A 23,700-nucleotide genomic window follows, 5' to 3' on the forward strand; every position below is an offset into this window, starting at 1 on the left:
TCAAGCGATCACACGGGTAGCGGTTTCGTCCAGCTTCGGGGGGGTTTCGAAAGTGTGGAAAGGTGCGGGAGATGGCACCTCCCACTCAAGCCCTTCCGCTCCATCCCAGGGGCGCTGCGGCGCTGGCGCGCCACGTCCGCGCATCGCGGGCAAGACGACGGCCAGGAAGAAATACAGTTGAGCAAAACCAAAGCCAAACGCCCCAATGCTGACAATCATGTTGAAGTCAGCAAACTGCATGGGGTAGTCGGCATAGCGACGCGGCATACCCGCCAGCCCCAGGAAGTGCATCGGGAAGAAGGTGATGTTGAAGGAAATCATCGACCACCAGAAGTGGATCTGGCCGCGACGCTCCGAATACATGACGCCTGTCCATTTCGGCAGCCAGTAGTAGGCGCCGGCAAACATGGCAAACAGCGACCCCGCCACCAGCACATAGTGAAAGTGCGCCACGATGTAGTAGGTGTCCTGCAATTGGATGTCAATCGGCGCCACGGCAGGAATAAGACCCGTGAAGCCACCAATGGCAAACACGAAAATAAACCCGATCGCGAACAGCATGGGCGTCTCGAAGGTCATCGAGCCGCGCCACATCGTGGCCACCCAGTTGAAAATCTTCACCGCGGTGGGCACCGAGATCAGCATGGTGGCGTACATGAAGAACAACTGTCCCGTGACCGGCATGCCTGTCGTGAACATGTGGTGCGCCCAGACGATGAACGACAGGATGGCAATAGCCGCCACCGCGTACACCATGGAGGCGTAGCCGAACAGCTTCTTGCGGGCAAACGCAGGCACCACCTGGCTGATGATGCCGAAGGCCGGCAAGATCATGATGTACACCTCGGGGTGGCCAAAGAACCAGAAGATGTGCTGAAACATCACTGGGTCGCCGCCGCCGGCGGGGTTGAAGAAGTTGGTGCCGAAATGGCGGTCGGTCAGCGTCATGGTGATCGCGCCGGCAAACACAGGCATCACGGCAATCAGCAGGTACGCCGTGACCAGCCAGGTCCAGCAGAACATGGGCATCTTCATTAGCGTCATGCCGGGCGCACGCATGTTCAGAATGGTGACAATGACGTTGATCGCTCCCATGATGGACGACGCCCCCATGATGTGCAGGGCGAAGATGCTCGAATCCATCGACATGCCCATCTGCAGCGACAAGGGCGCGTACAGCGTCCAGCCGGCAGCAGGCGCACCGCCGGGCATGAAGAATCCGGCCACCAGCATCACGGCAGCGGGCACCAGCAACCAGAAACTGAAGTTGTTCATCCGCGCAAACGCCATGTCGGAGGCGCCAATTTGCAGCGGAATCATCCAGTTTGCGAAGCCCACGAAGGCCGGCATGATGGCGCCGAACACCATGATGAGGCCGTGCATGGTGGTGAGCTGATTGAACAACTCGGGGTTGACCAACTGCAGACCCGGCTTGAACAACTCGGCACGGATCAGCAGCGCCAAAATGCCACCTACCATCAGCATGGTGGACGAGAACAGCAGGTAGAGCGTGCCGATGTCCTTGTGGTTGGTGGCAAACAGCCAGCGCCGCCAGCCGGTCGGGTGGTGGCCGTGGGTGTCCGCTGCGTGGCCGGCGACATGCCCGGTGGGGTCGAGAACTGCACTCATGTTGGATTCCTCAAAACTCTTTGCGGGCGCGCGAACTATTTGCTGCGCTGGGCGACGATCTCAGCAGGCTGCACGAGCTGCCCGGTCTTGTTGGACCAGGCATTCTTGGTGTAGCTGATCACCGCCGCAAGATCTGTGTCGCTAAGCTGCTTCCACGACGGCATGGCCCCGTTGGCTGCGCCATGGAGCACGGTCTGGATTTGGCGTGCATGGTCAGGATCGCGCACGATCGCCGAGCCATCAAGCGGCTTGACCGGGCCTGCACCCTTTCCGTTGGCCTGATGGCAGGCCGCGCAGTTGGATCCATAGACCTTTTCACCCCGTTTCAGAATGTCATCAAGCGTCCAGACCTTGTTCGGGTCGTCCAGCTTGGCTGCCATTTTCTTCATCTCGCCACCCACCCACGCGGTGTAGTCTGCCGCCGAAACCACCTTCACGTGGATCGGCATATACGCATGCTCCTTGCCACAAAGTTCGGAGCACTGGCCGTAAAAATCCCCCACCCGTTCGGCGCGGAACCATGTATCGCGCACGAACCCTGGGATGGCGTCTTGCTTGATGCCAAAGGCAGGCACCGCGAACGAATGGATCACATCATTGGCCGTGGTAATGATGCGAATTTTCTTGCCCACAGGGACCACAAGCGGGTTGTCCACACGGAACAGGTAGTCGTCAGACGCCTTGGAGACATCGCCGCTGTTGGACATGGCACGCTGCGAGCTGTCGAGCGTGGAGATGAAACCAATGCCTTCGCCTTCACCCTTGATGTAGTCGTAACCCCATTTCCACTGGTAGCCGGTGGTTTTGATGGTCAGGTCGGCATTGGTGGTGTCTTTCTGCGCCACCAACACCTTGGTGGCCGGCAACGCCATGCCAATGATGATCAGAAAGGGCACCACCGTCCAGGCAATTTCCACGGTGACGGACTCATGGAAATTTGCCGCTTTGGCGCCCTGCGACTTGCGGTGCTTCCAGATCGAATAGAACATCACCCCGAAAACGGCGATGAAAATCACCGTACAGATGACGAGCATCATCCAGTGCAGGTCGATCAGCTCCTGGGCGATCCGCGTCGCCGCCGGAGTCAAATTGAGCTGGTGAACAGCAGGACCGCCCGACAGGTCACCAATGGCGTAGGCGGAACCTGCCGCCCAGGTACCCGTCAGCAACAGGGCGTGGGCCAACCTATTGAAATTGCGCTTCATAGTTCTCACTTGCTTCTAAGCCTTAGTTGACCCGGTCCGCCCAAACGCACCCACTTCATGCAAGCGGTGCACGGCGACTCCCCCACGCGGGTTCACGCTCCAACAACGACACAACCGGTCCTGCGACCGGGCAGATTCGCCCACCGCGTTGGCCTGCCGCCTGGGCATTCCAATGGGCGTCCAAATACGCTTGGCGATTGTAGCGCGGGTTGTTTCAGATCAGAAAAGCAAGGGAAAACCCCCAGATTAGTTCTTGAGCTTGCTTTATGTCAAGGACAAGACCCTCCTCTGGCAATTAAGGCGGCTATTTCCTATTTCTTACTGCGCAGCATGGAGCGCATTTTTGTCAGCGAGAAGGCGCTGTGCGCGGCAACCTGCACACGGGGCATGGCCTTGAAAGCGTGTCCATAAACGATTTCAAAGCTCAGCGAAAGCTGGCCGTCCTGGGGGTCAGCAAGATCGCGGGCGAGCGCCGCATGCAGCGCATCGCGCCAGCGCCGTCCACGCAGCGCGGGGAAGCGCGCTGGATGGAGGTTGGCGCCCAGTTCACGCAATTCCTGAAGCAAGCGCTGCGGGCTGGCAAACGTCAGCGTGATGCGCTCCATGTCCATCACCGGTTCAGCGAACCCGGCATCGATCAACATATCGCCCCAGTCGTGCATGTCGGTAAAGGCATGGCTGGGTGCGGGCCAGCCATGCTGGGCGTAGACCGCCCGCAATTCACGCAAGGTGTCGGGGCCGAAGCACGAGAACATGACATGGCCATCGACATCCAGGGCCCGCTGCCAGTCGGCGAACAGTGCGCGCGGATCGGCGGTGTGGTGCAGCACCATGTTGGCCCACAGCATTTGCATGGAGCCTGGCTCTGGCGCTCCGAAGGTAACGGCGGCGCGGCCCCAGCGCTCACCGCGCCACCAGGCTGGTGACAACGCTTCAAGGGCACGCGATTGCAAATGTGCAGCGGTCTCGTACACCGTGCAGCGGGCATCGGGATAGCGTTCGCGCAGCAACGCATGCGCGGCCAAGCCACCTCGCACCGGATCCCAATGGCACCAGGCGGATGGCGTCTGGCGAAGCCAGTCAAGACGCTGCTCCATGCGGCGCGCCACTTCCTCATGCAGCCACGGGGAGACGGCTGGGGCCCGGGCACGCCAAAAGGCAGCAGCAACGGGGTCAATGGTGGGAGGAAGTTCCGAAGCCATAGGTAAAAATGTCTGTAGCGCCCCACCGCACCCCAACGACAAGGTGCAAACCCGCGGCGCGCTGGCCTATATTGGACACCATCGTGCTGCACCGCTTTTTCACAAAACCCTGGCGGGCGCTGGCGCACGCGCACCTTCCCAGCCAGTGCGCCATCTGCGGCGGCTGGCCGGCGCAGCGGGTGTGCGAGCACTGCGCTGCCAGCTTTGCCCAACCCCGCCCACGTTGCCGCAGTTGCGCATTGCCACTGCCCGGCGGAGCGACGCAGTGCGGGCAATGCCTGCTGCATCCGCCACCGCTCGATACCTGCATTGCCGCAGTCGACTACGACTACCCCTGGGCCGGTGTGCTTGCCGACTTCAAATTCCATGGCGATCCAAGTTGGGCGGCTCCACTCGCGGCGCTCCTGCGCAGCACGCCCTGGGCAGAGCCCGCCATCGAAGCGGCCGACTGGCTGGTGCCCATACCGCTGACCCGCGAGCGCCTGGGCGAGCGCGGCTTCAACCAAGCCCAACGTATCGCCCTTGCGCTGGCCAGCGGCAAGACGCGGGACGATCTGCTGCTGCGGGTGCGGGCCACGCCCGATCAGCACGCACTGGGGCGGGCCCAGCGCCTGGCCAACCTGCAAGCGGTCTTCGCCGTCGATCCGCTGCGAGCCCAGGAGCTGTCAGGTGGCACGGTATTGCTGGTCGACGATGTGATGACCACCGGAGCCACTTTGCACACTGCCGCACAGGTGCTGCGGCGCGCTGGCGCCGCCCATGTCAGCGCATTGGTCGTCGCGCGGGCCGACCTTCGCGAACGATAAGACCGGATACGCACTTTTACGCCCACACCAAGCTGGAAACAAAGGGGATCGCGCAAAATAGGGCCATGTTTCATATTGTTCTTGTCGAACCCGAAATCCCCCCGAATACCGGCAACGTGATTCGCCTGGCCGCTAACACAGGCTGCGCACTGCACTTGATCGAGCCCCTGGGTTTTTCGATGGAAGACCGCCTGCTGCGGCGCGCCGGACTGGATTACCACGAGTTTGTCCAGGTACGGCGCCATGCAGGCTGGACCACTTTCCTGCGCGACATGCAACCGTCGCCGCAGCGCATGTTTGCGCTGACGACCCACGCAAGCAGCGAGGTGCACGACACTTGTTTCCTACCGGGCGACTGGCTGGTGTTTGGCGCCGAGACACGCGGCCTGCCGCCCGAGCTGTACGAAACCTTTGCACCGGCGCAACAACTGCGCCTGCCCATGGTGGCCGGCCAGCGCAGCCTCAACCTGTCGAACGCTGTCGCCGTAACGGTCTTCGAAGCCTGGCGGCAGAACAGCTTTGGCAGAGCGCACGCCCCTGCCCCTGCGGACGCCCTGCAGGCTTGAAGCCTAGGCCTCTTGTGCCGCCAGCGCCTCGGCGACCTGGTCGCTCACGAAATCCAGAAACGCCCGTGTGCGAGCAGGCAGCATGCGCTGCGTGGGCAGGGCGGCATAGACGGTGTAGCGCGACAGAATCCAATCCGGCAGCACGTGGACCAGCGCCCCTGTGGCAAGGAAGCGCTGCGCCAGCAGGCGCGGGATAACGGCAATGCCGGTGCCGTCAAGTACTGCGCGCAGCAGCACATCGGTGCTGGTGGACTGCAACACCACCGGCGGGGTGAGTTCGTGCGCCTCCCCTTCACCCGACACGGGGAACAAACAGAGTTTGCGCGTGCCACTGCGTGCCGCAAGACCGGCATCGCGCAGAAAATCGTGCCGCTCCAGGTCAGGCGGCTGGCGCGGCGTGCCGCGGCGCAGCAGGTAGCCAGGCGACGCCACCACGATGGCCTCGCCCTGAAACAGCTTGCGCGCCACGATGTTGCCGTCAAAACCATCGGGCACCACCAGCAGCGTGGCGTCAAACTCATCCACCCGCCCGGCAACGAAGTTATCGGTCGCAATGTCGAGCATGAGCCTCGGATGGCGCACGCGCCAGCGCGGAATCAGGGGCGCCAGAAAGTAGGTCGCCAGTGCCGGCGGTGCCAGCACGTGTACCGCGCCCTGCAAGTCGCGCGTGCTGGCGGTCGCCGCTGCTTCCGCATCGTCCACTTCGTGCAGGATGCCGCGCACGCGGCGCAGGTAGGTATCTCCGGCGTCCGTCAAAGTCACCTTGCGCGTGGTGCGGTTCAGCAGACGGGTATTGAGATGCTGCTCCAGCTCGGCGACGACGCGCGTCACCACCGGCGGCGACATATCGAGCGCACGCGCAGCAGCCGCAAAGCCTCCTTCGTCAGCGACGCGGGCAAATACCGTCATGGCTTGCAGGCGGTCCATGCGTCACACCCGCCCTTCGCGGCAACCCGTCAGGCTGCCGCGCCGTAACTGCGCGAGAGCGATTCGGCCACGCAGGCAGGCTTGTCGCCGCCCTCGCGTTCGACCGTCACCAGCCAGGTCATTTGCAGCCCATCGGGTGCCAGCGGCTCGGTGGCCTGCAGGGTCATGCGGGCACGCAGGCGGCTGCCCACCGGCACCGGCGACGTAAAGCGCACCCGGTTGAGCCCGTAGTTCACCCCCATGCGCGCACCCGCGATGGCAATGCCGGTTTCGAAGAAGCGCGGTATCAGCGACAGCGTCAGAAAGCCATGCGCAATGGGCGCCCCAAACGGCCCCTGGCGCGCGCGCTCCGGGTCCACATGAATCCACTGGTGGTCGCCGGTGGCCTGCGCAAACTGGTTGACCTGCTCCTGCGTGATGGTGATCCAGTCGGTCACGCAGACCTCCTGGCCCACGCAAGCGGCGACTTCCGAGTACGAGTGAAAGGTTTTCATGGCGCCAATGTAGCGCCCGCCTTCGCGCCCAGCTGTCGGCCATGGGACAGGCCCGGTTCACGCCGCATCCAGCCACTGGCAAATGCTCTGCCATTGCTCCAGGTCGCGGGCCACCCGGCCGGGCGCCACGTCGAACAGCGTCAGCCCATGTGCCGCCAGATGCAGGTAGTTTTGCGTCGCGCGCAGGTGGCCCAGCACCGGCATGCCGAGCTCGTCGACGAAATGCTGCAACTGCTCGGCTGAGCGCGTACGCGGGTCCACGCGCATGCCGACGAGGCCCACCGGCGTTTGCGCGCTGGCGCGGTGCGCGGTGAGCTGGTCGAGAAATTCGCGCGTGGCGAAGATGTCGAAAACACTGGGCTGCAGCGGCACCACGATGCGGTCGGCCAGCTTGAGCACATCCGAGAGGCGCCAGCCCGCCAGCCCCGCCGGCGTGTCAATCACCACATGCGTGCTGCCGCGCGGCGGGCGCGCCATGACATCCGCGCCCATGTCCCAGGTGCCAATCGCCCGGGCCTCGGGCGGGCGCAAGCCCAGCCACAAGCGGGCCGACTGCTGGCGGTCGGCATCGCCCAGCAGCACCGGGTGGCCCTGGCTGGCGAAATAGCCGGCAATGTGGGTGGCAAGCGTCGATTTGCCGACGCCGCCCTTGGGATTGGCAACCACGATCACGGGCATGGCAGAGTCCTCAAATAATACAAAATAGGCCTTTTACGCTTTACCTATAAGGGTATAAAGCTATCATTTTGATAAAAATCAGGTACCCTGGCTGCCACGCCGCACGAAGAACAGCCCGGCACCCACGGCCATGAGCACGCCACCGAACACGCGGTTCTGGTTGCGCTGTGCGCGCTGGCTTTGCATCCAGTGGCGCAGGCTGCTGGCGCCCAGCGCATAGCTGTGCATCACCGTCATGTCGATGGCAACCGACGTGGCAGCCATCACCAGCAACTGTTGCCACAGCGGGCGGGCATCGGTCATGAACTGCGGCAGCACCGCCACCATGAAGACGATGCCCTTGGGGTTGGTGGCATTGGTCAGGAAACCCGTGGCAAAGCGCCGCTGCCAGCGCCCCGGCGGCTCGGCCGCCACGCCCGCCAGCGCATTGCCCGTACCAGCGCGCCATTGGCTCCAGCCCACGTAGATCAGGTAGCAGGCCCCAGCGACCTTGACCACGGCAAACGCGATTTCCGAAGCCAGCAGCAGCGAGCCCACGCCCGCGCCGGCCACCAGCAACAGCAGCAGCAGGCCCAGCTGCAGACCCAGAATGGTCGCCGTGGTCTTGCGCACCCCGTACGACAGGCCGTGGCTCATCGAGAGCACGGCGCCCGAGCCCGGTGAGAGCGCAATCAGGCAGGTGGCAGCGACGAAGGCGATCCAGGTATGCAGGTCCATGGTGGAGCAACGCGGTCAATAGGAACAGGGTTGGCATCTTACGTCGCCCGCCTGAGCAGGGCTGCACACGCGGTGGCGCCGAAATGCCAAAATCAACCGCCTACTGCAAACGCCTCGATGCCCCACGCTCCCGCCTGGCTGAACTATGCCTTTCTCTACCTCAGCGCTGCCGTGCTCACAGTGCCGATAGCGCGCGCCCTGGGCCTGGGCGCCATCATTGGCTATCTGGCCGCGGGCATTGCCATTGGGCCCTGGGGCTTCGGCCTGGTGAGCAATGTGCAGGACATCCTGCACTTCGCCGAGTTCGGCGTGGTGCTGATGCTGTTCCTCGTCGGCCTGGAACTGCAACCCACGCGGCTGTGGAGCCTGCGACGCCCCATCTTTGGCCTCGGCAGCGCCCAGGTGCTGGGCTGCGCGCTGCTGCTGTGCGGGGCAGCGCTGCTCGCCGGCCTCTCCTGGCGTGTGGCGCTGGTGGGCGGCCTGGGGCTGGCGCTCTCGTCCACGGCGATTGCGCTGCAGTCGCTCGCCGAGCGCAACGTGCTGCGCACCACGAGCGGCGAGTCGGCGTTTTCCATCCTGCTGTTCCAGGACATTGCGGCCATTCCCATCCTGGCCCTGGTGGCGGTGCTGGGCACGGCGAGCGGATCGGGCGCAGGCCATTCGCCTGACGCAGCCGCACTGGAGGCGCTCAAGCTGGTGGGCGTCATCGCCGCCATCGTGCTGGGCGGGCGCCTGCTGCTGCGCCCGCTGTTGCGCTGGATTGCCCGCAGCCGCACACCGGAGATCTTCACCGCCGCGGCGCTGCTGCTTGTCATCGGCATTGCCTACCTGATGGTGCTTGTCGGCCTGTCGATGGCGCTGGGGGCCTTTCTGGCCGGGGTGCTGCTGGCCGAGAGCGAGTTCCGCCGCGAGCTGGAAACCGACATCGAGCCCTTCAAGGGCCTGCTGCTGGGCCTGTTCTTCATCGCCGTGGGCATGAGCATCGACTTTGGCGCCATGCTGCGCGCGCCGCTCACCGTGGCCCTGCTGCTGGTCGGCTTTGTGCTGATCAAGAGCGTGGTGATCTACGCGCTGGCGCGGGGCGTGAAGATTCCGTACCAGGAGCGCCCCGTCTTCACGCTGCTGCTGGCACAGGGCGGCGAGTTCGCCTTCGTCGTCTTCCAGGCTGCGGCTGGCGCAGGGGCACTGCCGGGCGAGATGGCCTCACTGCTGATCGGCGCCGTGGCACTGTCGATGCTGTGCACGCCGGTCCTTCTGGTGGTGCTTGACCGCTTCGTGCTGCCGCGCTACGCCGCCACGCTGCGCGCGCCGCCCGAAGGTGAAATCTCCGAGCCGCAAACCGCGCCCGTACTGATCGCAGGGTTTGGCCGCTATGGTCAGATCGTCGCGCGGGTGCTGCTGGCCCAGGGCATTCCAGCCACGGTGCTGGACCACAGCGTGGACATCCTGGAGGTGGCGCGCACCTTTGGCTACCGCGTGTACTACGGCGATGCCACGCGGCTCGACCTGCTGCGCATGGCGGGCGCCGCGCAGGCACGCGTGCTGGTGCTGGCGGTGGACGCGCCCGGGCCTTCGCTGAAGATCGCCACGCTGGCACGCGAGCATTTCCCGCACCTGAAAATCGTGGCACGGGCCCGCGACCTCACGCATTGGAACGAGCTGCGCGACCTGGGCGTCACCCAGGTGCAGCGCGAGCTGTTCGAGTCCAGCCTGGCGAGCGCGCGCAGCGTACTGGAACACATGGGCCTGGAAGAAGCCGAGGCCGACGCCCTGGTGGTGCGCTTTCGCCTGCACAACATTGCGCTGGCCGACCGCATGTACCCGCACCACAAGGACCAGGCCCGCATGATCGCCGTAGCCCGCGAAGGCCGCAACCAACTGGCCGAGCAACTGGCCAAGGAGCGCGAGGAACGCACCCTGCGCAACGCGGCAGGCGCTGACTACCCAGGCTACGGGCAGGACGCACAGGCCCCAGGCCCGGAAGGTACGTCCGAGCCAAAAAATATAAGCAAAAATGGCCTCTAGCGCTTTATGGATAAGCGCAAGCAGCTATCTTTTTATTAGCATCTGCACTGCTGGGAAAAGACAGCCTGGACCATGAACTGGCGGAAAAATCACACCCGCTCCAGCAGCAGCGCAATCCCCTGCCCCACGCCAATGCACATGGTGCACAGCGCGTAGCGCCCGCCGCTGGCGTGCAGGCGGTTGACGGCCGTAGTCGCCAGGCGCGCGCCGCTGGCGCCCAGCGGGTGGCCCAGCGCAATCGCGCCGCCCCAGGCATTGACACGCGGGTCGTCGTCCGCCAGGCCCAGCAGGCGCAGCACCGCCAGGCCTTGCGCGGCAAACGCCTCGTTCAATTCGATGACATCGATCTGGGCAAGCGTGACCCCGGTTTGCGCCAGCAGCTTTTGCGTCGCCGGCGCCGGACCAATGCCCATCACACGTGGCGCCACGCCCGCCACCGCCATGCCGACCACACGGGCACGGGGCGTGAGGCCGTGGCGCGCGGCAGCCGCGCCGCTGGCCAGCAGCAGCGCGCAGGCGCCGTCGTTCACGCCGCTGGCGTTGCCAGCCGTCACCGTGCCGTCGGGGCGCACGATGGGTTTGAGCCGCGCCAGCGCCTCCAGGCTGGTCTCACGCGGATGTTCGTCGGCGCTGACCAGCAGCGGCGCGCCCTTCTTCTGTGCCAGCGCCACCGGTACGATTTCGCGCGCCAGATGCCCCGCCTGTTGCGCTGCCAGTGCACGCTGCTGGCTGGCCAGCGCCATGCGGTCCTGGGCTTCGCGCGAGATGCCGTACTCCTGCGCGACGTTCTCGGCCGTCTCGGGCATGGAATCAGTGCCGTACTGCGCCTGCATCCGCTTGTTGACGAAGCGCCAGCCGATGGTGGTGTCATAGACCGCATTGCTGCGGCCAAAGGCGGTGTCCATTTTGGGCATGACGAAGGGCGCGCGGCTCATGCTCTCGACTCCGCCCGCAATCACCAAGTCGGACTCACCGGCCTTGATCGCACGCGCTGCCGTGCCAATGGCATCCAGGCCGGAGCCGCACAGGCGGTTGAGCGTGGCGCCGGGCACCTCCACCGGCAGGCCGGCGAGCAGCACCGCCATGCGCGCGACGTTGCGGTTGTCCTCGCCCGCCTGGTTGGCACAGCCGAGCAGCACATCGGACAGCTGCGCCCAGTCCACACCGGCGTTGCGCTCCATGAGCGCACGAATCGGCAGCGCGGCAAGATCGTCGGGGCGCACGCTGGCAAGCAGCCCGCCATAGCGGCCGAAAGGCGTGCGGATGGCATCGCAAAGGAAGGCGTCTTGCATGGCAGCAATCTCCAGGAAATCAGCCCACCACTCTAACCAGCGCGGCAGCACGGGCATGCCGCCTGCGGGACAATGGCGCCATGTTCAACCCGACCCAAGCCGACGTACGCCGCTTTCTCTGCGCCGTGCACGCCAAGACGGCCGCCCAGGCGCCGATGGAAGCCATTGAAACACTCGCCAGCCTGTGGATTGCCGAACACCCCGAATACCACGCCGATCTACAGGACGCAGATGCAGCCGTAGCGCGCAACTACGACGAAACGCCCGAACGCAGCAACCCGTTTCTGCACCTGTCCATGCACCTTTCGGTCAGCGAGCAGTGCAGCATCGACCAGCCGCGCGGCATCCGCCAGGCGGTGGAGCTGCTGGCGCACCGGCTCGATTCGCTACACGACGCACACCATGTGGCGATGGAGTGCCTGGGCGAGATGCTGTGGGAGAGCCAGCGCTCGGGCCGCCCGCCCGACGGCGAAGCCTATGTGGCGCGCGTGCAGCGCAAGGCGACCAAGGATTGATGCTCCCGGTTCAATAGCATCAAATCCACTATAAATAAGCGCTACAGGCCAAATCAGCCATAAAAAAACCCGCCATGGGGCGGGTTGCAGGGCGGCGCTGTGAAGATCAGCGAAAGCGCGACTCCGCCACCGTCTTGACGTTGCCATCGAGCGAGCCGATGTAGCCGGCCAGCGACTTGAGCTCGTCGTTGGTGAACTGCTTGGCAACACCACCCATGATGGGGTTGGCGCGGCCGACGTAGGGGGTGACGCCAGCTTTGTAGGCTTTGAGCGCTACAAACAGATAGTCGGCATTCTGCCCAGCCAATTGCGGGTAGGACGGGTCAATCGGCTTGGCAAAATTGCTGCCGTGGCAGGCCACGCAACCGCCCTTTTGCAGCAGCGCAGCGACTTCAATGGACGGCTCGCGCGCCGGCTTCTCGGGCAGCGCCGTTGCGCCTGCCTGGCCCAGTTGGGCGTAGTAGGCCGAAATGTCGGCAATGTCCTGCTCGGAGAGCGCCACCGCTACAGCGTGCATGGTGGGGAAGCGCCGCTCGCCCTTGGCGTAGGCATGCAGGGCCGATTCAATGTAGCCCGCGCCTTGCCCGGCGATTTTTGGCACCTTGTAGACCTCGGGGAAGCTGGCCTTGTAGTCCACGATACCGTGGCAGCCGATGCACATGGCGATCTTGCCCTCCCCAGCTTTCACATCGCCCTTGACTTCAGCGTGAGCCGCTATCGCCGTCCCGAAAGCGACAGCCAGTGCGAATATCGACGTCATCGTTTTGTTCATTTTGCGCGCACAATCGTAGGAAAGTTCCGCCCCCAGGGCCTCAATTTACGGGCGATTATAGCCAGCGCTGTCAAGCCCGATAGTCAACTCTTTTTCACATGTCCACGAAATTCCAAGGCTCCAAGAACTACGTCGCCACCCAGGACTTGATGCTTGCCGTCAATGCCGCCGCCACGCTCCAGCGCCCGCTGCTGGTCAAGGGCGAGCCGGGCACCGGCAAGACCATGCTGGCCGAAGAAGTGGCACAGGCGCTTTCCATGCCGCTCCTGCAATGGCACATCAAGTCCACCACCAAGGCCCAGCAAGGTCTGTATGAGTACGACGCTGTGAGCCGGTTGCGCGACAGCCAGCTGGGCGGGGCCGAAAACGGCGACAAGGTAAAGGACATCCGCAACTACATCGTGCAAGGCGTGCTCTGGCAGGCGTTCACCGCCGACCAGCCTGTGGCGCTCTTGATCGACGAGATCGACAAGGCCGACATCGAATTTCCGAACGACCTGCTGCGCGAGATCGACCGCATGGAGTTCTATTGCTACGAGACGCGCGAGCTCATCCGTGCCAAGCACCGCCCACTGGTCTTCATCACCTCGAACAACGAAAAAGAGCTGCCCGACGCCTTCCTGCGCCGCTGCTTCTTCCACTACATCAAGTTCCCGGAAGCCGACACCATGCGCCAGATCGTGGCGGTGCACTTCCCCACGCTCAAGAGCGAGCTGCTGACCTCGGCGATGAAAACGTTTTACGACGTGCGCAACCTGCCGGGCCTGAAGAAGAAGCCCTCGACCAGCGAATTGCTCGATTGGCTCAAGCTCTTGGTGGCCGAAGACATTCCTCTCTCTGCGCTGCAGAGCCAGGACAACAAAGTCGCTGTACCGCCGCTGGTGGGCGCCCTCTTGAAGAATGAGCAGGACGTGAGCCTGTTTGAAAAACTGGTCTTCATGAACCAAAGGAACAGATAGAGAGCATCCCCCTGTGTCGCTTCGCTCCTTCCCCCTTCTCTCGAATTGCTGCGCAATTCGGGATGGGGGACGCTCCCTGCGCGGCGGGGCGGCCCTTGCGCGAGAGCCCTGGCGGGGAAGCGCCCCTTTCATGCACAACGACTAACCGAAATGACCTTCGTTCAACCCATCACACTGCGTGATCGCGGCGTGCGCCTAGAGCCCCTTTCCCTTGAACACGAATCCGGCCTGCGCGCGGCCGCCGCCGACGGCGAACTGTGGAAGCTGCGCGTCACCTCGGTGCCCGAGCCGCAGGACACCCGCGCCTACATCGAAACCGCGCTGAAGATGCGCGCCGACGGCAACCGCTTTGCCTTTGCCGTACTCGACGACGCTACCGGCCAGGTGCTGGGCAGCACCAGCTACCACGACATCCTCCCAGCGGTGAAACGCGTCGAGATTGGCTACACCTGGTACCGCAAGAGCGTGCAGCGCAGCCACGTCAACACCACCTGCAAACTGCTGATGATGGGCCACGCGTTTGACGGCCTGGGCTGCCATGTGGTGGGCTGGCGCACCGACAACTTCAACTTCGCCTCGCAGCGCGCCATCGAGCGCCTGGGCGCCCGCAAAGACGGCGTCATCCGTGGCCATGCCCTGCGCCGCGACGGCACCATCCGCGACACCGTGATGTACAGCCTGCGCGCCGGTGAATGGCCCGAAGCGCGTGCTCAGTTGCTATACCTTTTAGAGCTGCGTGCGCATACTGCATAAGCGCTAGAGGCCAATAACACCCTTAAAACATGCTGATTGACTTCTTCTACACGCTGCGCTCCGCCAAGCTGCCGGTCTCGGTCAAGGAATACCTGAGCCTGCTTGAAGCGCTGGAAGCCGGCGTGGTAGGGCCGAAGTCCGAGGGCGCCTGGAGCCTGGACGACTTCTATTTCCTCTCGCGCCTGGTGCTGGTCAAGGACGAGAAGCACTACGACAAGTTCGACCGCGCCTTTGCCGCCTACTTCAAGGGCGTGGAGCTGGTGGCCGACTTCACCAAGGAAGTGCCCGCCGACTGGCTGCGCAAGATCCTGGAAAACGAACTCACGCCCGAGCAAAAGGCCGCCATCGAAAAAATGGGCTGGGACGAGCTCATGGAGACGCTCAAGAAGCGCCTCGAAGAGCAGAAGGAGCGCCACGAAGGCGGCAGCAAGTGGATAGGCACCGGCGGCACCAGCCCGTTTGGCCACGGCGGCTACAACCCGCAGGGCATTCGCATTGGCGGCGCCGGCAAGAACAAAAGCGCCGTCAAGGTGTGGGAGCAGCGCGCCTACCGCGACTACGACGACCAACAGGAACTCGGCACGCGCAACATCAAAGTCGCGCTGCGGCGCCTGCGCAAATTTGCCCGCGAGGGGCACGAGCTGGAACTGGATTTGCCCGACACCATCCGCAGCACGGCCGCCAACGCCGGCTACCTGGACATCAAGATGGTGCCCGAGCGCCACAACAACGTGAAGGTACTGCTGCTGATGGACGTGGGCGGCACCATGGACGAGCATGTTCACCGCGTGGAAGAGCTTTTCAGTGCCGTGAAAAGCGAGTTCAAGCACCTGGAGTTCTATTACTTCCACAACTGCGTCTACGACTTCATGTGGAAGAACAACCGGCGCCGGTTTGCCGAAAAATTCCCCACCTGGGACATCATTCGCAAGTACAACAAGGACTACAAGCTGATCTTCGTGGGCGACGCCACCATGAGCCCCTATGAGATTTTGCAGCCCGGCGGCAGCGTGGAATACAACAACGAGGAAGCCGGCGCCGAGTGGCTGCAGCGCCTCACGCACGCCTTCCCCAAGTTCGCCTGGATCAACCCCGAGCCCCAAGGCGTGTGGCAGTACCGCCAGAGCATCAGCATCATCCAGCAGCTCATCGGCAACCGTATGTACCCTCTGTCACTCAAAGGCCTGGAGGAGACGATGCGGCTGCTGTCAAAATAGGTGCATGCCCCACTCTCGCGCGGTGCGTGCCGGGCAACTCGCCCTGCCCCTTCTTTTTGCCATTTCAGGTGCGCTGACCGGCTGCAGTGCCCTAACCCCCAAGACCAGCGAGCGCAGCAGCGAAGCCGCAACCCCTGATGTCGCCGCGTTCACGCTGCAAGTGCGCGCGCCCAAGGAGGTGCGCGACTATCTGGAAAAGCACCTCGAACTGCAGCGCTTTAGCGCCTTTCCCGATCTGCAGGAACGTGAGCTCTCGCGCCTGCTGGGCGCGGCCGATACCAATGCACGCGAACTGCTCGCCACGCTGGGCTACTTCAGCCCGGACATCCAGATTGATCTGAGCAACACGCCCGACGACCGCCGCGCGCCCCGCGCCATCGTGGCCACCGTCGATCCGGGCGAGCGCACCACCATCAAGGCGCTGGACTTGAGGTTTCAGGGCGACATCGAGACGGGCCTAGCCACCAGCCGCCCCAAGGTGCGCGCACGCGCCGCGTGGACGCTGAACCCTGGCGAATCGTTTACCCAGGAAGCCTGGGACAACGCCAAGAAAAGTGCCCTGCGCGCGCTGCAAAAGCGCCGCTACCCGACCGCCAGCCTCGCCAACAGCCGCGCAGACATCGACGCGGATACGCACCAGGCTGCGCTGTCGGCCACCTTCGATTCGGGCCCAGCCTACCGCTTCGGTCCGCTGCACCTCAAAGGCATGAAGCGCTACGACGCGCAAGGCATCAAGAACATCGCGCGCCTGCCCACCGGGGCCATATACGACGAAACCGAGTTGCTCGATACCCAGCAGCGCCTGGCCGCCAGTGGCTATTTCGACACGGTGTTCCTCACACTGGACCCCGATACCCCGCAACCGGGCGCCGCCCCCGTCACCGCGCAGGTGCGCGAGGCACCGCTGCAAAAAGCCATCTTCGGCATCGGCGTTTCCACCGACAGCGGCGTGCGCCTGTCGCTGGACCACACCTACAACCGGCTTCCCTGGCTCGGCTGGCGCGCACTCACCAAGCTCTCGTTCGATCGGGAAGCCAAAGTTCTCGGCACCGAGTGGACCGCACTGCCCGGCACCAACGGCTGGCGCTGGGTGGCCGGTGCGCAATTGCAGCGCGAAGCCACCGGTGACTACCAGGTCAACGGCACACAGTGGCGCTTTGGCCGCAGCCAGAGCACCGACCACATCGACCGCAACTACGCCTTGCAGTACAACAGTGCCGTCAGCCAAGGCCCCATGGCACCGCCCGAGAGCACGGCACTGAGCCTGAACACGGGCTGGACGGGCCGCTATTTCGATAGCAACACGGCACCGGCCAGCGGTTGGGGCCTGGCGGCTGAATTCGGCGCGGGCACCACGCTGCGCCCTGAGCACGACCCCTTCGTGCGCGCACTGGCCCGCGGCTTGTATTTCCAGCCCCTCGCCAAGGTGACAGCGCCCGACGGCAGCAGCCGACGTGCCCGCATCGCGCTGCGCACTGAAGTCGGCGCAGTATTCGCCCGGCCCGGCGCGCAGATTCCGGTGACGCAGCTGTTTCTGACCGGCGGCGACACCACCGTGCGTGGCTACAGCCTGCGCTCCATTGGCGCGCGTACCGAAAACGACCAGCTCTTTGGCGGACGGTACCTCGCCGTAGCCAGCGCCGAATGGCAGCGCCCCCTCGTGTTTGGCGGCACGGTGAGCGATTTTGAGAGCGCCTTGTTTGTGGACGTGGGCGCCGTTGCCGACCGCGTGGCCGACTTGCACGCGCGTGTCGGCGTGGGCGCGGGGCTGCGCTGGCGCAGCCCGGTCGGGCCTTTGCAGACCGACCTGGCTTACGGGGTGCAAGCCAAACAACTGCGCCTGCATCTGCGCCTGGGCTTTACGTTCTGACGATGGCAAACCGCCCCACCACGCCCCCAGACGCCGGCCCTGACGTCTTTGCTGCCGGCGCCACCCACCGCGCCGGCCCCAACGTTTATGCGGCCGCCTCGGGCAACCACCCCCCACCAACACCTCGGCGCAAGCGCTTGCTGCGCCCCTTCCTGCTCGCCTTTGCCGCCTTGCTGGTGGTGCTGCTGCTGGCCGCCTTGCTGGCCTGGCAATGGCTGGGGCGGGACGATTCGCTCGCCTACGTGCTGCAACGTGCGTCGCAGAGCCTGCCCGCAGGCCAGCAGTTGACAACCGAAGGCGTCCGTGGCTCCCTGCGGCGCGGCGGCCACATCGCGCACCTGCGCTGGCAAAGCAGCACACTCAGCGTGAACGCGCAGGACATCGACCTTGGCTGGAGCCTCACGCCCCTGCTCAACAAGACCCTGCGCCTGGGCAAGCTCGAAGCGGCCCGGGTGGTCATCACGCCCCTAGCGCAGCCTGAGGTGGCAACACCGCCGCCGACGCCTTTGCAGCAACTGAACTTGCCGCTTTACATCGACATCCCCTTTGCCGTGCGCGAACTGGTCTGGGCTGCCGACAAGCCCTTCGACGCCAAAGCCCTCTCGGGCCGCTACCGCTACAACGGCGCCGCGCACCACCTCGAAGTTGCGAGCGTGGATCTACCGCAGGGCCACCTCAGCGCCGATGTGCGAGTGGACGGCAAGGCGCCCATGGCAGTGGACGCCACGCTGCAAGCGCAGTGGCAGGCCCAGCTTCCGAAAGGGGCAGCAGAGAGCGAACGCACGCTCGGCGTCCAAGTTGAAGCCCAGGCCAAAGGCACCCTGGCCGGCCAGGAGGCACGCATCGAACTGACTGCCAAGCTGCGCGCAGCGCCGCAAGAGGCATCGGCACCAAAAGACTCGGCACCCATGCAAGCCGACGCCAGCGCCAGCGTCGCGCCCTGGGCAGCCCAACCGCTGCTCACAGCGCAAGCCGATCTGCAAGGCGTCGACCTGGCAGTGCTGTCGCCCCAAGCCCCCACCACCTTGCTCAGCGGCCACGTCGCAGCCGGGCCAACGCCCGAAGGCTGGGACGTGGAAGCGACCCTCACCAATGCCCGCCCGGCCCCCTGGGACAAAAAGGGCCTGCCGGTGAACGCCGTCACGGCCCATGTGCACTTTGACGGCACGCAATGGAGCACCGAGGACGCCCGCGTCGACATCGGCAAGGGCACGCTGGCCTTGCAAGGCCGTTTCGCGCCAGCATCACAATCCTTCGCACTCAAGGCCCAGGTCGAACGCGTCGACCCAGCGCAACTGCACAGCGCGCTTGCCGCGGCGCCACTGAGCGGCCGCGCCACGGCGGAAGGAAGCGCGCAAGACCTCCAATTCGAGCTGCAATTGGCCGCCAGCGGCGCGCGCAGCGCACGCAAGCGTGCGCCAGCAACCCTGCGCATCGACCGCGTGGCAGCGCGCGGCACCTGGAAAGAGGGCATGCTCCACCTGCCGCAAGCCGATATCGAGACGCTGCAGGCACAGGTCAAGGCGACCGACGTGCAGGTCGCCACCCTTCCTGCGCTCGCCATCAGCGGCAAGGTTCAGGCCAAGCTGCCTGGCACCAGCGCGCAAGCAGACGGCAAGCTTGCCGCGCACCTTGGCGCCGGTACGCTGCAAGTGCAATCGGCGTCAGCGGAGCAGACGCTGGCGTGGCTGAGAACCCTGCCTGGTCTCAGCCAGCTCGCGCCGGACTTTGCGGCGCGCGGCAGCGCCTCGCTCAATGCCCAATGGCGTGGCGGCTGGGAAGGCTTTACCACCTTGCCCAAAGCAACTACCGCTGCCGCCAGCAAGAGCGCCAATGCCCCGCGATTGCAGGCCACGTTCGACGCGCCGAAACTGCAGCTCGATCTGCCAAACGCGAAAGGCGCCGCGCCCACCCAGATCGAACTGCACGGCATGCGCCTGCGCGCGGCGGGCAGCGCCGCCCGCGCCGAGATTTCGCTGCAAGGCGAACTGCGCCGTGACAAGCAAAGCGCCACCGTGCAGAGCAGCGTGATCGCCCGCCTGCTGGAGGCCACCGACAAGGGCGCCGTCGCCGCGAATGCGCAGGTGCAAAGCCTGAGCGTGACGCTGCAAGACGGCCTGCACAAGGGCCGCTGGACCTTGCTGGCAGGCGCTCCTTTTGCCATTGAGGCGCGCCGCGGCATTGGAGGGGCGCTGAGTGCCAAGGTCGGCGCGGGCAGCGCCGCGCTCACCGCACCGGTGCCAGGCAAGGTCGCGCTGCGCTGGGAGCCGCTCGCATTCGCCCGTTCCGCAGGGGGCGCCGTGGCCTTGCGGACGCAGGGCGCCGTCACCGGCATTCCGCTCGCCTGGGCCGATCTGGTCGGCGCGCAGGACCCACCGCTGCTGAAAAAATTCGGCTTGGATACCGACCTCATCTTCGGCGGGCGGTGGGCCGTGGATGCGGGCGACAAGCTCAGCGCCAGCGTGCGCCTGCAGCGCAGCAGCGGCGACCTGCGCATTGCCGTGGAAGACGCGCCACCCGCCACCAGCGTGCAGAGCAAGGGCGACGGCGCCAAGGTCGACGCGGCTCTGCGCGAGCGCACGGACACGATTGCCGCCGGCTTGCGCAATGTCGCACTCACCGCAGAGGCCGAGGGCGACGCCCTGCGCACCGCCTTCACCTGGGACAGCGCGCAGGCCGGCGAGGTGCGCGCCGAGGCATCCACGCGCCTGCAGCACCAGGACGGCGGCTGGGTGTGGCCCGACAACGCAGCGCTGGCCGGCACCGTGCGCGCCAAGCTGCCGCAGGTAGGGGTGTGGTCGGTGCTGGCGCCGCCCGGTTGGCGCATCAGCGGCACACTCGAAGCCGACGCGGCACTCTCGGGCACGCGCGGCAACCCCCTGTGGAGCGGGCAACTCAGCGCCGACAAGCTCACCGTGCGCTCGCTGCTCGATGGCGTAGACCTTCAAGACGGCCAGCTGCGCGCCACGCTGGCCGGCAACCGCATCAACATTACCGCGTTCAGCCTCAAAGGCGGGCGCGGCAGCAGCGCGCGCATCGCAGGCTTCAGCGGCAACCGCACACCTCCACCGGTGGACGGCGGCAGCCTGCAGGGCAGCGGTAGCGTGCAATGGGGCAGCAGCAGCGCAGCAGACCTGCGCATGGACTTCAAAGCCCGAGCCAACCAACTGCAAGTGCTGGTGCGCGCGGACCGCCAGGCCAGCGTCTCGGGCACGCTGGAGGCCACCCTGGGCGAGCGCCAGTTCACGCTGCGCGGCGACTTGCGTATCGACCGCGCCAGCATCCTCTTGCCCGACGCCAGCGCCCCCAGCCTGGGTGCTGATGTGGTGGTGCACTCCAAGGCGCGCGACGCAGCAGCGCAAAAAAATGCCCAGCAAGCGGCCAGTGCCGCGCAGCGCGCAGACACCGTGCTGCCGCCCGACGTCGCCATCACCCTGGACCTGGGCGACGATTTCGCTTTCCAGGGCCAGGGCATCACCACGCGCCTGGAAGGCAAGCTCGACATCCGCAGCAGCTCCATGCCCCACACGCCGCCACGCATCTTTGGCGAGGTGCGCACCGTCGCCGGCCGCTACCGCGCCTGGGGACAGATGCTCGACATCGAAACCGGCCTGGTGCGCTTCAATGGCCCGTACAACAACCCCTCGCTCGACATCCTCGCGCTGCGCCCCAATATCGAAGTGCGCGCCGGCGTGCAGGTCAGCGGCAACGCGCTCGACCCCCGCGTGCGCCTGTACGCCGAGCCCGATTTGCCCGATGCAGAAAAACTCTCCTGGGTGGTACTGGGCCACGGCGCGGCCTCCGGCGGGGCCGAAGCCGCCGTACTGCAACAGGCCGCGCTGGCCCTGCTGGGCGGCAAGGGCGGCGGCGCGGGCGAGAAGGTCGCCAGCCGCCTGGGCCTGGACGAAGTCGGCTTCAAGGGCCCCGGTGCAGGCGAGGGCGCCACCGGCGCCGCCCTCACCTTTGGCAAGCGTCTGTCCAAGGACTTGTACGTCACCTATGAGCGCAGCCTCTCGGGCACGCTGGGTACGCTCTACATCTTCTACGACCTCTCCAAGCGCCTGCGCCTGCGCGGCCAAACCGGCGCCAGCACGGGGCTGGACCTCATCTACACCGTGCGCTACGAATAACGCCAGCGCCTACAATGGCGCCCCTCTCCTCGTAGTTCAATGGATAGAACGAGTGCCTCCTAAGCGCTAGATACAGGTTCGATTCCTGTCGAGGGGACCAAGCAGTCGTTTCATGACGCCTCGCAACACCTCGAAGACCCGCATGCTTCCTAGCATTGCGGGTTTTTTGTTGTCTCAAGCCACATCACACCGTAACAACCTACCGTTGTGTCCGAAAAAACTTGACCAGCACAAACGTCAGGCAATTCATCGTCAGCACAGGTGCTCGGAAGTAATCACATGAACGCCTGGCAGCGGATGAATCGCTGCATTTAGCAAAGCTTCGGCAATCTTCAGCGCGGGGTTCAAGCGCCATTTGCGGGGCAAAATGGGACTGAGTGCGGACAACACCGACACACTTACGCTTTCCCCCGCACGGGATTCTTGGCGATCTCCCCCGATCAATCCGGGGCGCACATGGGTGAGGGACGAAAATCCGAGTTGCTCCAGATCGCGTTCCAATGCTCCCTTCACCCGGCTGTAGAAAAATCGCGAAGACACGTCTGCTCCAAGAGCCGAATTCAACACGTAGGCGGGCGTGCCGTGCTTGCGGGCTAGCCGCCCAGCCTGAAACGGATAGTCGTGATCCACGCGCTGGAAGGCGTCTTGAGAGCCGGCCTTGGCCATGGTGGTCCCCAAGGTGCAAATGACCGCATCGGCTTGCCACCAAGACGCATCTTCGGGAAGCTGCCCAAAATCCACGACTGGCGCCTGCAGTTTGGGGTGATTGGGTAGATCCCTACGAGACGGTGCGACCACGCTGTCTACTCGTTCGTCAGCCAGCGCGAGGCGCAATACGTGGCTGCCCACCAGTCCTGTGGCGCCCACAAGCAAAAGAATCATTTTGCGTTCCTTTCAAATGTGAACACGTATCGAAACGGTAATCATGTTCCATGCAGGCCCACAATTGATCCGGCTTGGCAAGCAGTGTGACCATGAGTGCTTGATCAGTGCTTGACTTCCCACCATTGAGGCAGCGACGCACGCACCGAAGCGAGATGGAATCGGTCGTCGATCAGGCACACAAAACCTCGATCGGCCGGTCGAAGTATTTGCAGCCGGGCCGGCAACTTGACCGCCTGGAGTCGCTCGGTTGGCCCGGCGCTGTCGTTTCGCGTTGCCTGGGTGCTACGCATGCTTGCGTAGGGCATGCTTGCTACTTTAGAGCAAAGGAACACACATGATTGAGGGATTGGTTTCCGGCCGACTGTACGGCCGGCCTGCAGAGCGGGTGGACAAAGCGGGCAAACCCTTTGCGGTTGCGAAGGTGCTCGCATCGGCCGGCGAAGGCGGCGACCTCTTTGTGAACGTCATCGCGTTTGATGCTGCACCCAGCGCTGCGCTGCTGGCACTGGACGACGGCGACAGCGTTGCACTGGCCGGAAGCCTCACGCCCAAGGTTTGGACCGACAAGCAGGACAACACGCGCCCCAGCGTCGATATGGTGGCCACCCAGGTGCTCACCGCCTACCACGTCGCCAGGAAGCGCACCGCGATGGAAGCCGAGCAGGCAGCAGGCCGTTGACTTCCCGCCAGAGCCCTTGAACTTTTCACACCCGACGCTCGCGGCGTACGCCAAAGCTGCATGGGGCCAGCAACACCGATCGATGGGCATCGCTCTTGGCCGCTTGGACAGGGGCGGGCCTCAATATCAACGTCACCAACTGGCCTAAACGTGCGCCAAAAGCAAAAAGGGCTTGCTTCTAAATAAATAGCAGCAAGCCCTTGTGACCATTGGCGGAGAGGGTGGGATTCGAACCCACGGTGATATTGCTACCACGCCTGATTTCGAGTCAGGTACATTCGACCACTCTGCCACCTCTCCGCTCGAAGCCTGCGATTCTAGCAGCAGATTTTGCGGCTTATGGCGTCAGAACCTCGATACCGCCCATGTACGGCCGCAG

At 64.7% G+C, this 23,700-nt stretch carries 20 protein-coding genes and 2 tRNA genes; 11 read left to right on the forward strand and 11 right to left on the reverse strand.

What is annotated here, in order from left to right; translation table 11 throughout:
- The 3 genes from ctaD to D3F03_RS07985 form a co-directional block, all read right to left on the reverse strand.
- Window positions 1-1,629: a cytochrome c oxidase subunit I gene (gene ctaD / locus D3F03_RS07975; protein ID WP_119108857.1), complete on the reverse strand. Its 1,629-nt coding sequence runs from the start codon at window positions 1,627-1,629 to the stop codon at window positions 1-3.
- Window positions 1,630-1,664: 35 nt separating this feature from the next.
- Window positions 1,665-2,834: a cytochrome c oxidase subunit II gene (coxB, locus tag D3F03_RS07980; RefSeq protein WP_119108858.1), complete on the reverse strand. Its 1,170-nt coding sequence runs from the start codon at window positions 2,832-2,834 to the stop codon at window positions 1,665-1,667.
- Between the two features lie 311 nt (window positions 2,835-3,145).
- Window positions 3,146-4,036 carry a class I SAM-dependent methyltransferase gene (locus tag D3F03_RS07985; RefSeq protein ID WP_119108859.1) on the reverse strand — a complete coding sequence of 297 codons (891 nt, stop codon included), beginning with the start codon at window positions 4,034-4,036 and terminating at the stop codon, window positions 3,146-3,148.
- Between the two features lie 83 nt (window positions 4,037-4,119).
- Here D3F03_RS07985 and D3F03_RS07990 point away from each other — a divergent pair, with 83 nt between their 5' ends.
- Entirely contained in the window at window positions 4,120-4,842 is a 723-nt protein-coding gene (locus tag D3F03_RS07990) for a ComF family protein (RefSeq protein WP_245960546.1), read from the forward strand.
- 65 nt (window positions 4,843-4,907) lie between these two features.
- Window positions 4,908-5,408: a tRNA (cytidine(34)-2'-O)-methyltransferase gene (locus tag D3F03_RS07995; RefSeq protein ID WP_119108861.1), complete on the forward strand. Its 501-nt coding sequence runs from the start codon at window positions 4,908-4,910 to the stop codon at window positions 5,406-5,408.
- Between the two features lie 3 nt (window positions 5,409-5,411).
- On the opposite strand, the gene D3F03_RS08000 is transcribed toward D3F03_RS07995, so the two are convergent.
- The 4 genes from D3F03_RS08000 to D3F03_RS08015 form a co-directional block, all read right to left on the reverse strand.
- Window positions 5,412-6,335: a LysR family transcriptional regulator gene (locus tag D3F03_RS08000; protein ID WP_119108862.1), complete on the reverse strand. Its 924-nt coding sequence runs from the start codon at window positions 6,333-6,335 to the stop codon at window positions 5,412-5,414.
- A 29-nt stretch (window positions 6,336-6,364) separates the two neighbouring features.
- Complete coding sequence (locus D3F03_RS08005; RefSeq protein WP_119108863.1) at window positions 6,365-6,829, reverse strand: MaoC family dehydratase; 465 nt, start codon at window positions 6,827-6,829, stop codon at window positions 6,365-6,367.
- A gap of 57 nt (window positions 6,830-6,886) precedes the next feature.
- Window positions 6,887-7,507, reverse strand: coding sequence for a ParA family protein (locus D3F03_RS08010; protein WP_119108864.1), 621 nt, complete (start codon window positions 7,505-7,507; stop codon window positions 6,887-6,889).
- 78 nt (window positions 7,508-7,585) lie between these two features.
- The gene (locus tag D3F03_RS08015) at window positions 7,586-8,224 is read right to left on the reverse strand and encodes a LysE family translocator (RefSeq protein ID WP_119108865.1); all 639 of its coding nucleotides are present in this window, start codon (window positions 8,222-8,224) and stop codon (window positions 7,586-7,588) included.
- Between the two features lie 117 nt (window positions 8,225-8,341).
- On the opposite strand from D3F03_RS08015, the gene kefC reads away from it, so the two are divergent.
- Window positions 8,342-10,249, forward strand: a complete 1,908-nt coding sequence (gene kefC, locus D3F03_RS08020) for a glutathione-regulated potassium-efflux system protein KefC (protein WP_119108866.1) — start codon at window positions 8,342-8,344, stop codon at window positions 10,247-10,249.
- A gap of 89 nt (window positions 10,250-10,338) precedes the next feature.
- Here kefC and pcaF read toward each other — a convergent pair whose 3' ends face one another.
- Complete coding sequence (pcaF, locus tag D3F03_RS08025; RefSeq protein WP_119109452.1) at window positions 10,339-11,541, reverse strand: 3-oxoadipyl-CoA thiolase; 1,203 nt, start codon at window positions 11,539-11,541, stop codon at window positions 10,339-10,341.
- 80 nt (window positions 11,542-11,621) lie between these two features.
- Between pcaF and D3F03_RS08030 the strand changes: the two genes are divergently transcribed.
- Window positions 11,622-12,056, forward strand: a complete 435-nt coding sequence (locus D3F03_RS08030; RefSeq protein ID WP_119108867.1) for a DUF1841 family protein — start codon at window positions 11,622-11,624, stop codon at window positions 12,054-12,056.
- Between the two features lie 106 nt (window positions 12,057-12,162).
- Here D3F03_RS08030 and D3F03_RS08035 read toward each other — a convergent pair whose 3' ends face one another.
- Entirely contained in the window at window positions 12,163-12,828 is a 666-nt protein-coding gene (locus D3F03_RS08035) for a c-type cytochrome (protein WP_119108868.1), read from the reverse strand.
- A gap of 98 nt (window positions 12,829-12,926) precedes the next feature.
- Here D3F03_RS08035 and D3F03_RS08040 point away from each other — a divergent pair, with 98 nt between their 5' ends.
- From D3F03_RS08040 to D3F03_RS08065, 6 genes are all read left to right on the forward strand, one after another.
- Window positions 12,927-13,787, forward strand: coding sequence for an AAA family ATPase (locus D3F03_RS08040; RefSeq protein ID WP_119108869.1), 861 nt, complete (start codon window positions 12,927-12,929; stop codon window positions 13,785-13,787).
- A 150-nt stretch (window positions 13,788-13,937) separates the two neighbouring features.
- Window positions 13,938-14,540, forward strand: a complete 603-nt coding sequence (locus D3F03_RS08045; protein ID WP_119108870.1) for a GNAT family N-acetyltransferase — start codon at window positions 13,938-13,940, stop codon at window positions 14,538-14,540.
- Window positions 14,541-14,569: 29 nt separating this feature from the next.
- Complete coding sequence (locus D3F03_RS08050; protein ID WP_119108871.1) at window positions 14,570-15,757, forward strand: vWA domain-containing protein; 1,188 nt, start codon at window positions 14,570-14,572, stop codon at window positions 15,755-15,757.
- A gap of 4 nt (window positions 15,758-15,761) precedes the next feature.
- Window positions 15,762-17,627 carry an autotransporter assembly complex protein TamA gene (locus D3F03_RS08055; protein WP_119108872.1) on the forward strand — a complete coding sequence of 622 codons (1,866 nt, stop codon included), beginning with the start codon at window positions 15,762-15,764 and terminating at the stop codon, window positions 17,625-17,627.
- Window positions 17,628-17,629: 2 nt separating this feature from the next.
- Window positions 17,630-21,757: a translocation/assembly module TamB domain-containing protein gene (locus tag D3F03_RS08060; RefSeq protein WP_119108873.1), complete on the forward strand. Its 4,128-nt coding sequence runs from the start codon at window positions 17,630-17,632 to the stop codon at window positions 21,755-21,757.
- 25 nt (window positions 21,758-21,782) lie between these two features.
- Window positions 21,783-21,857 (forward strand) — tRNA-Arg (locus D3F03_RS08065).
- A gap of 152 nt (window positions 21,858-22,009) precedes the next feature.
- Here the strand turns inward: D3F03_RS08065 and D3F03_RS08070 are convergent.
- A complete protein-coding gene (locus D3F03_RS08070; protein ID WP_119108874.1) occupies window positions 22,010-22,639 on the reverse strand; it encodes a Rossmann-fold NAD(P)-binding domain-containing protein in 630 nt (209 codons plus the stop codon).
- 337 nt (window positions 22,640-22,976) lie between these two features.
- Here D3F03_RS08070 and D3F03_RS08075 point away from each other — a divergent pair, with 337 nt between their 5' ends.
- On the forward strand, window positions 22,977-23,321 hold the full coding sequence (locus D3F03_RS08075) for a single-stranded DNA-binding protein (RefSeq protein ID WP_119108875.1): 345 nt from the start codon (window positions 22,977-22,979) through the stop codon (window positions 23,319-23,321).
- Between the two features lie 210 nt (window positions 23,322-23,531).
- On the opposite strand, the gene D3F03_RS08080 is transcribed toward D3F03_RS08075, so the two are convergent.
- A tRNA-Ser gene (locus D3F03_RS08080) sits at window positions 23,532-23,621 on the reverse strand.
- Between the last annotated feature and the right edge of the window lie 79 nt (window positions 23,622-23,700).

This window comes from Simplicispira hankyongi (assembly GCF_003570885.1).
GTDB lineage: Bacteria > Pseudomonadota > Gammaproteobacteria > Burkholderiales > Burkholderiaceae_C > Simplicispira > Simplicispira hankyongi.

Bases quoted from the DNA above. Each gene is read 5' to 3' on its own strand.
- D3F03_RS08070 (WP_119108874.1), bottom strand. From the start codon at position 22,639: ATGATTCTTTTGCTTGTGGGCGCCACAGGACTGGTGGGCAGCCACGTA.
- D3F03_RS08010 (WP_119108864.1), bottom strand. From the start codon at position 7,507: ATGCCCGTGATCGTGGTTGCCAATCCCAAGGGCGGCGTCGGCAAATCG.
- pcaF (WP_119109452.1), bottom strand. From the start codon at position 11,541: ATGCAAGACGCCTTCCTTTGCGATGCCATCCGCACGCCTTTCGGCCGC.
- D3F03_RS08030 (WP_119108867.1), top strand. From the start codon at position 11,622: ATGTTCAACCCGACCCAAGCCGACGTACGCCGCTTTCTCTGCGCCGTG.
- D3F03_RS08005 (WP_119108863.1), bottom strand. From the start codon at position 6,829: ATGAAAACCTTTCACTCGTACTCGGAAGTCGCCGCTTGCGTGGGCCAG.
- ctaD (WP_119108857.1), bottom strand. From the start codon at position 1,629: ATGAGTGCAGTTCTCGACCCCACCGGGCATGTCGCCGGCCACGCAGCG.
- coxB (WP_119108858.1), bottom strand. From the start codon at position 2,834: ATGAAGCGCAATTTCAATAGGTTGGCCCACGCCCTGTTGCTGACGGGT.
- D3F03_RS08000 (WP_119108862.1), bottom strand. From the start codon at position 6,335: ATGGACCGCCTGCAAGCCATGACGGTATTTGCCCGCGTCGCTGACGAA.
- D3F03_RS08050 (WP_119108871.1), top strand. From the start codon at position 14,570: ATGCTGATTGACTTCTTCTACACGCTGCGCTCCGCCAAGCTGCCGGTC.
- D3F03_RS08075 (WP_119108875.1), top strand. From the start codon at position 22,977: ATGATTGAGGGATTGGTTTCCGGCCGACTGTACGGCCGGCCTGCAGAG.
- D3F03_RS08015 (WP_119108865.1), bottom strand. From the start codon at position 8,224: ATGGACCTGCATACCTGGATCGCCTTCGTCGCTGCCACCTGCCTGATT.
- D3F03_RS08035 (WP_119108868.1), bottom strand. From the start codon at position 12,828: ATGAACAAAACGATGACGTCGATATTCGCACTGGCTGTCGCTTTCGGG.
- D3F03_RS08060 (WP_119108873.1), top strand. From the start codon at position 17,630: ATGGCAAACCGCCCCACCACGCCCCCAGACGCCGGCCCTGACGTCTTT.
- kefC (WP_119108866.1), top strand. From the start codon at position 8,342: ATGCCCCACGCTCCCGCCTGGCTGAACTATGCCTTTCTCTACCTCAGC.
- D3F03_RS08055 (WP_119108872.1), top strand. From the start codon at position 15,762: ATGCCCCACTCTCGCGCGGTGCGTGCCGGGCAACTCGCCCTGCCCCTT.
- D3F03_RS08045 (WP_119108870.1), top strand. From the start codon at position 13,938: ATGACCTTCGTTCAACCCATCACACTGCGTGATCGCGGCGTGCGCCTA.
- D3F03_RS08040 (WP_119108869.1), top strand. From the start codon at position 12,927: ATGTCCACGAAATTCCAAGGCTCCAAGAACTACGTCGCCACCCAGGAC.
- D3F03_RS07985 (WP_119108859.1), bottom strand. From the start codon at position 4,036: ATGGCTTCGGAACTTCCTCCCACCATTGACCCCGTTGCTGCTGCCTTT.
- D3F03_RS07995 (WP_119108861.1), top strand. From the start codon at position 4,908: ATGTTTCATATTGTTCTTGTCGAACCCGAAATCCCCCCGAATACCGGC.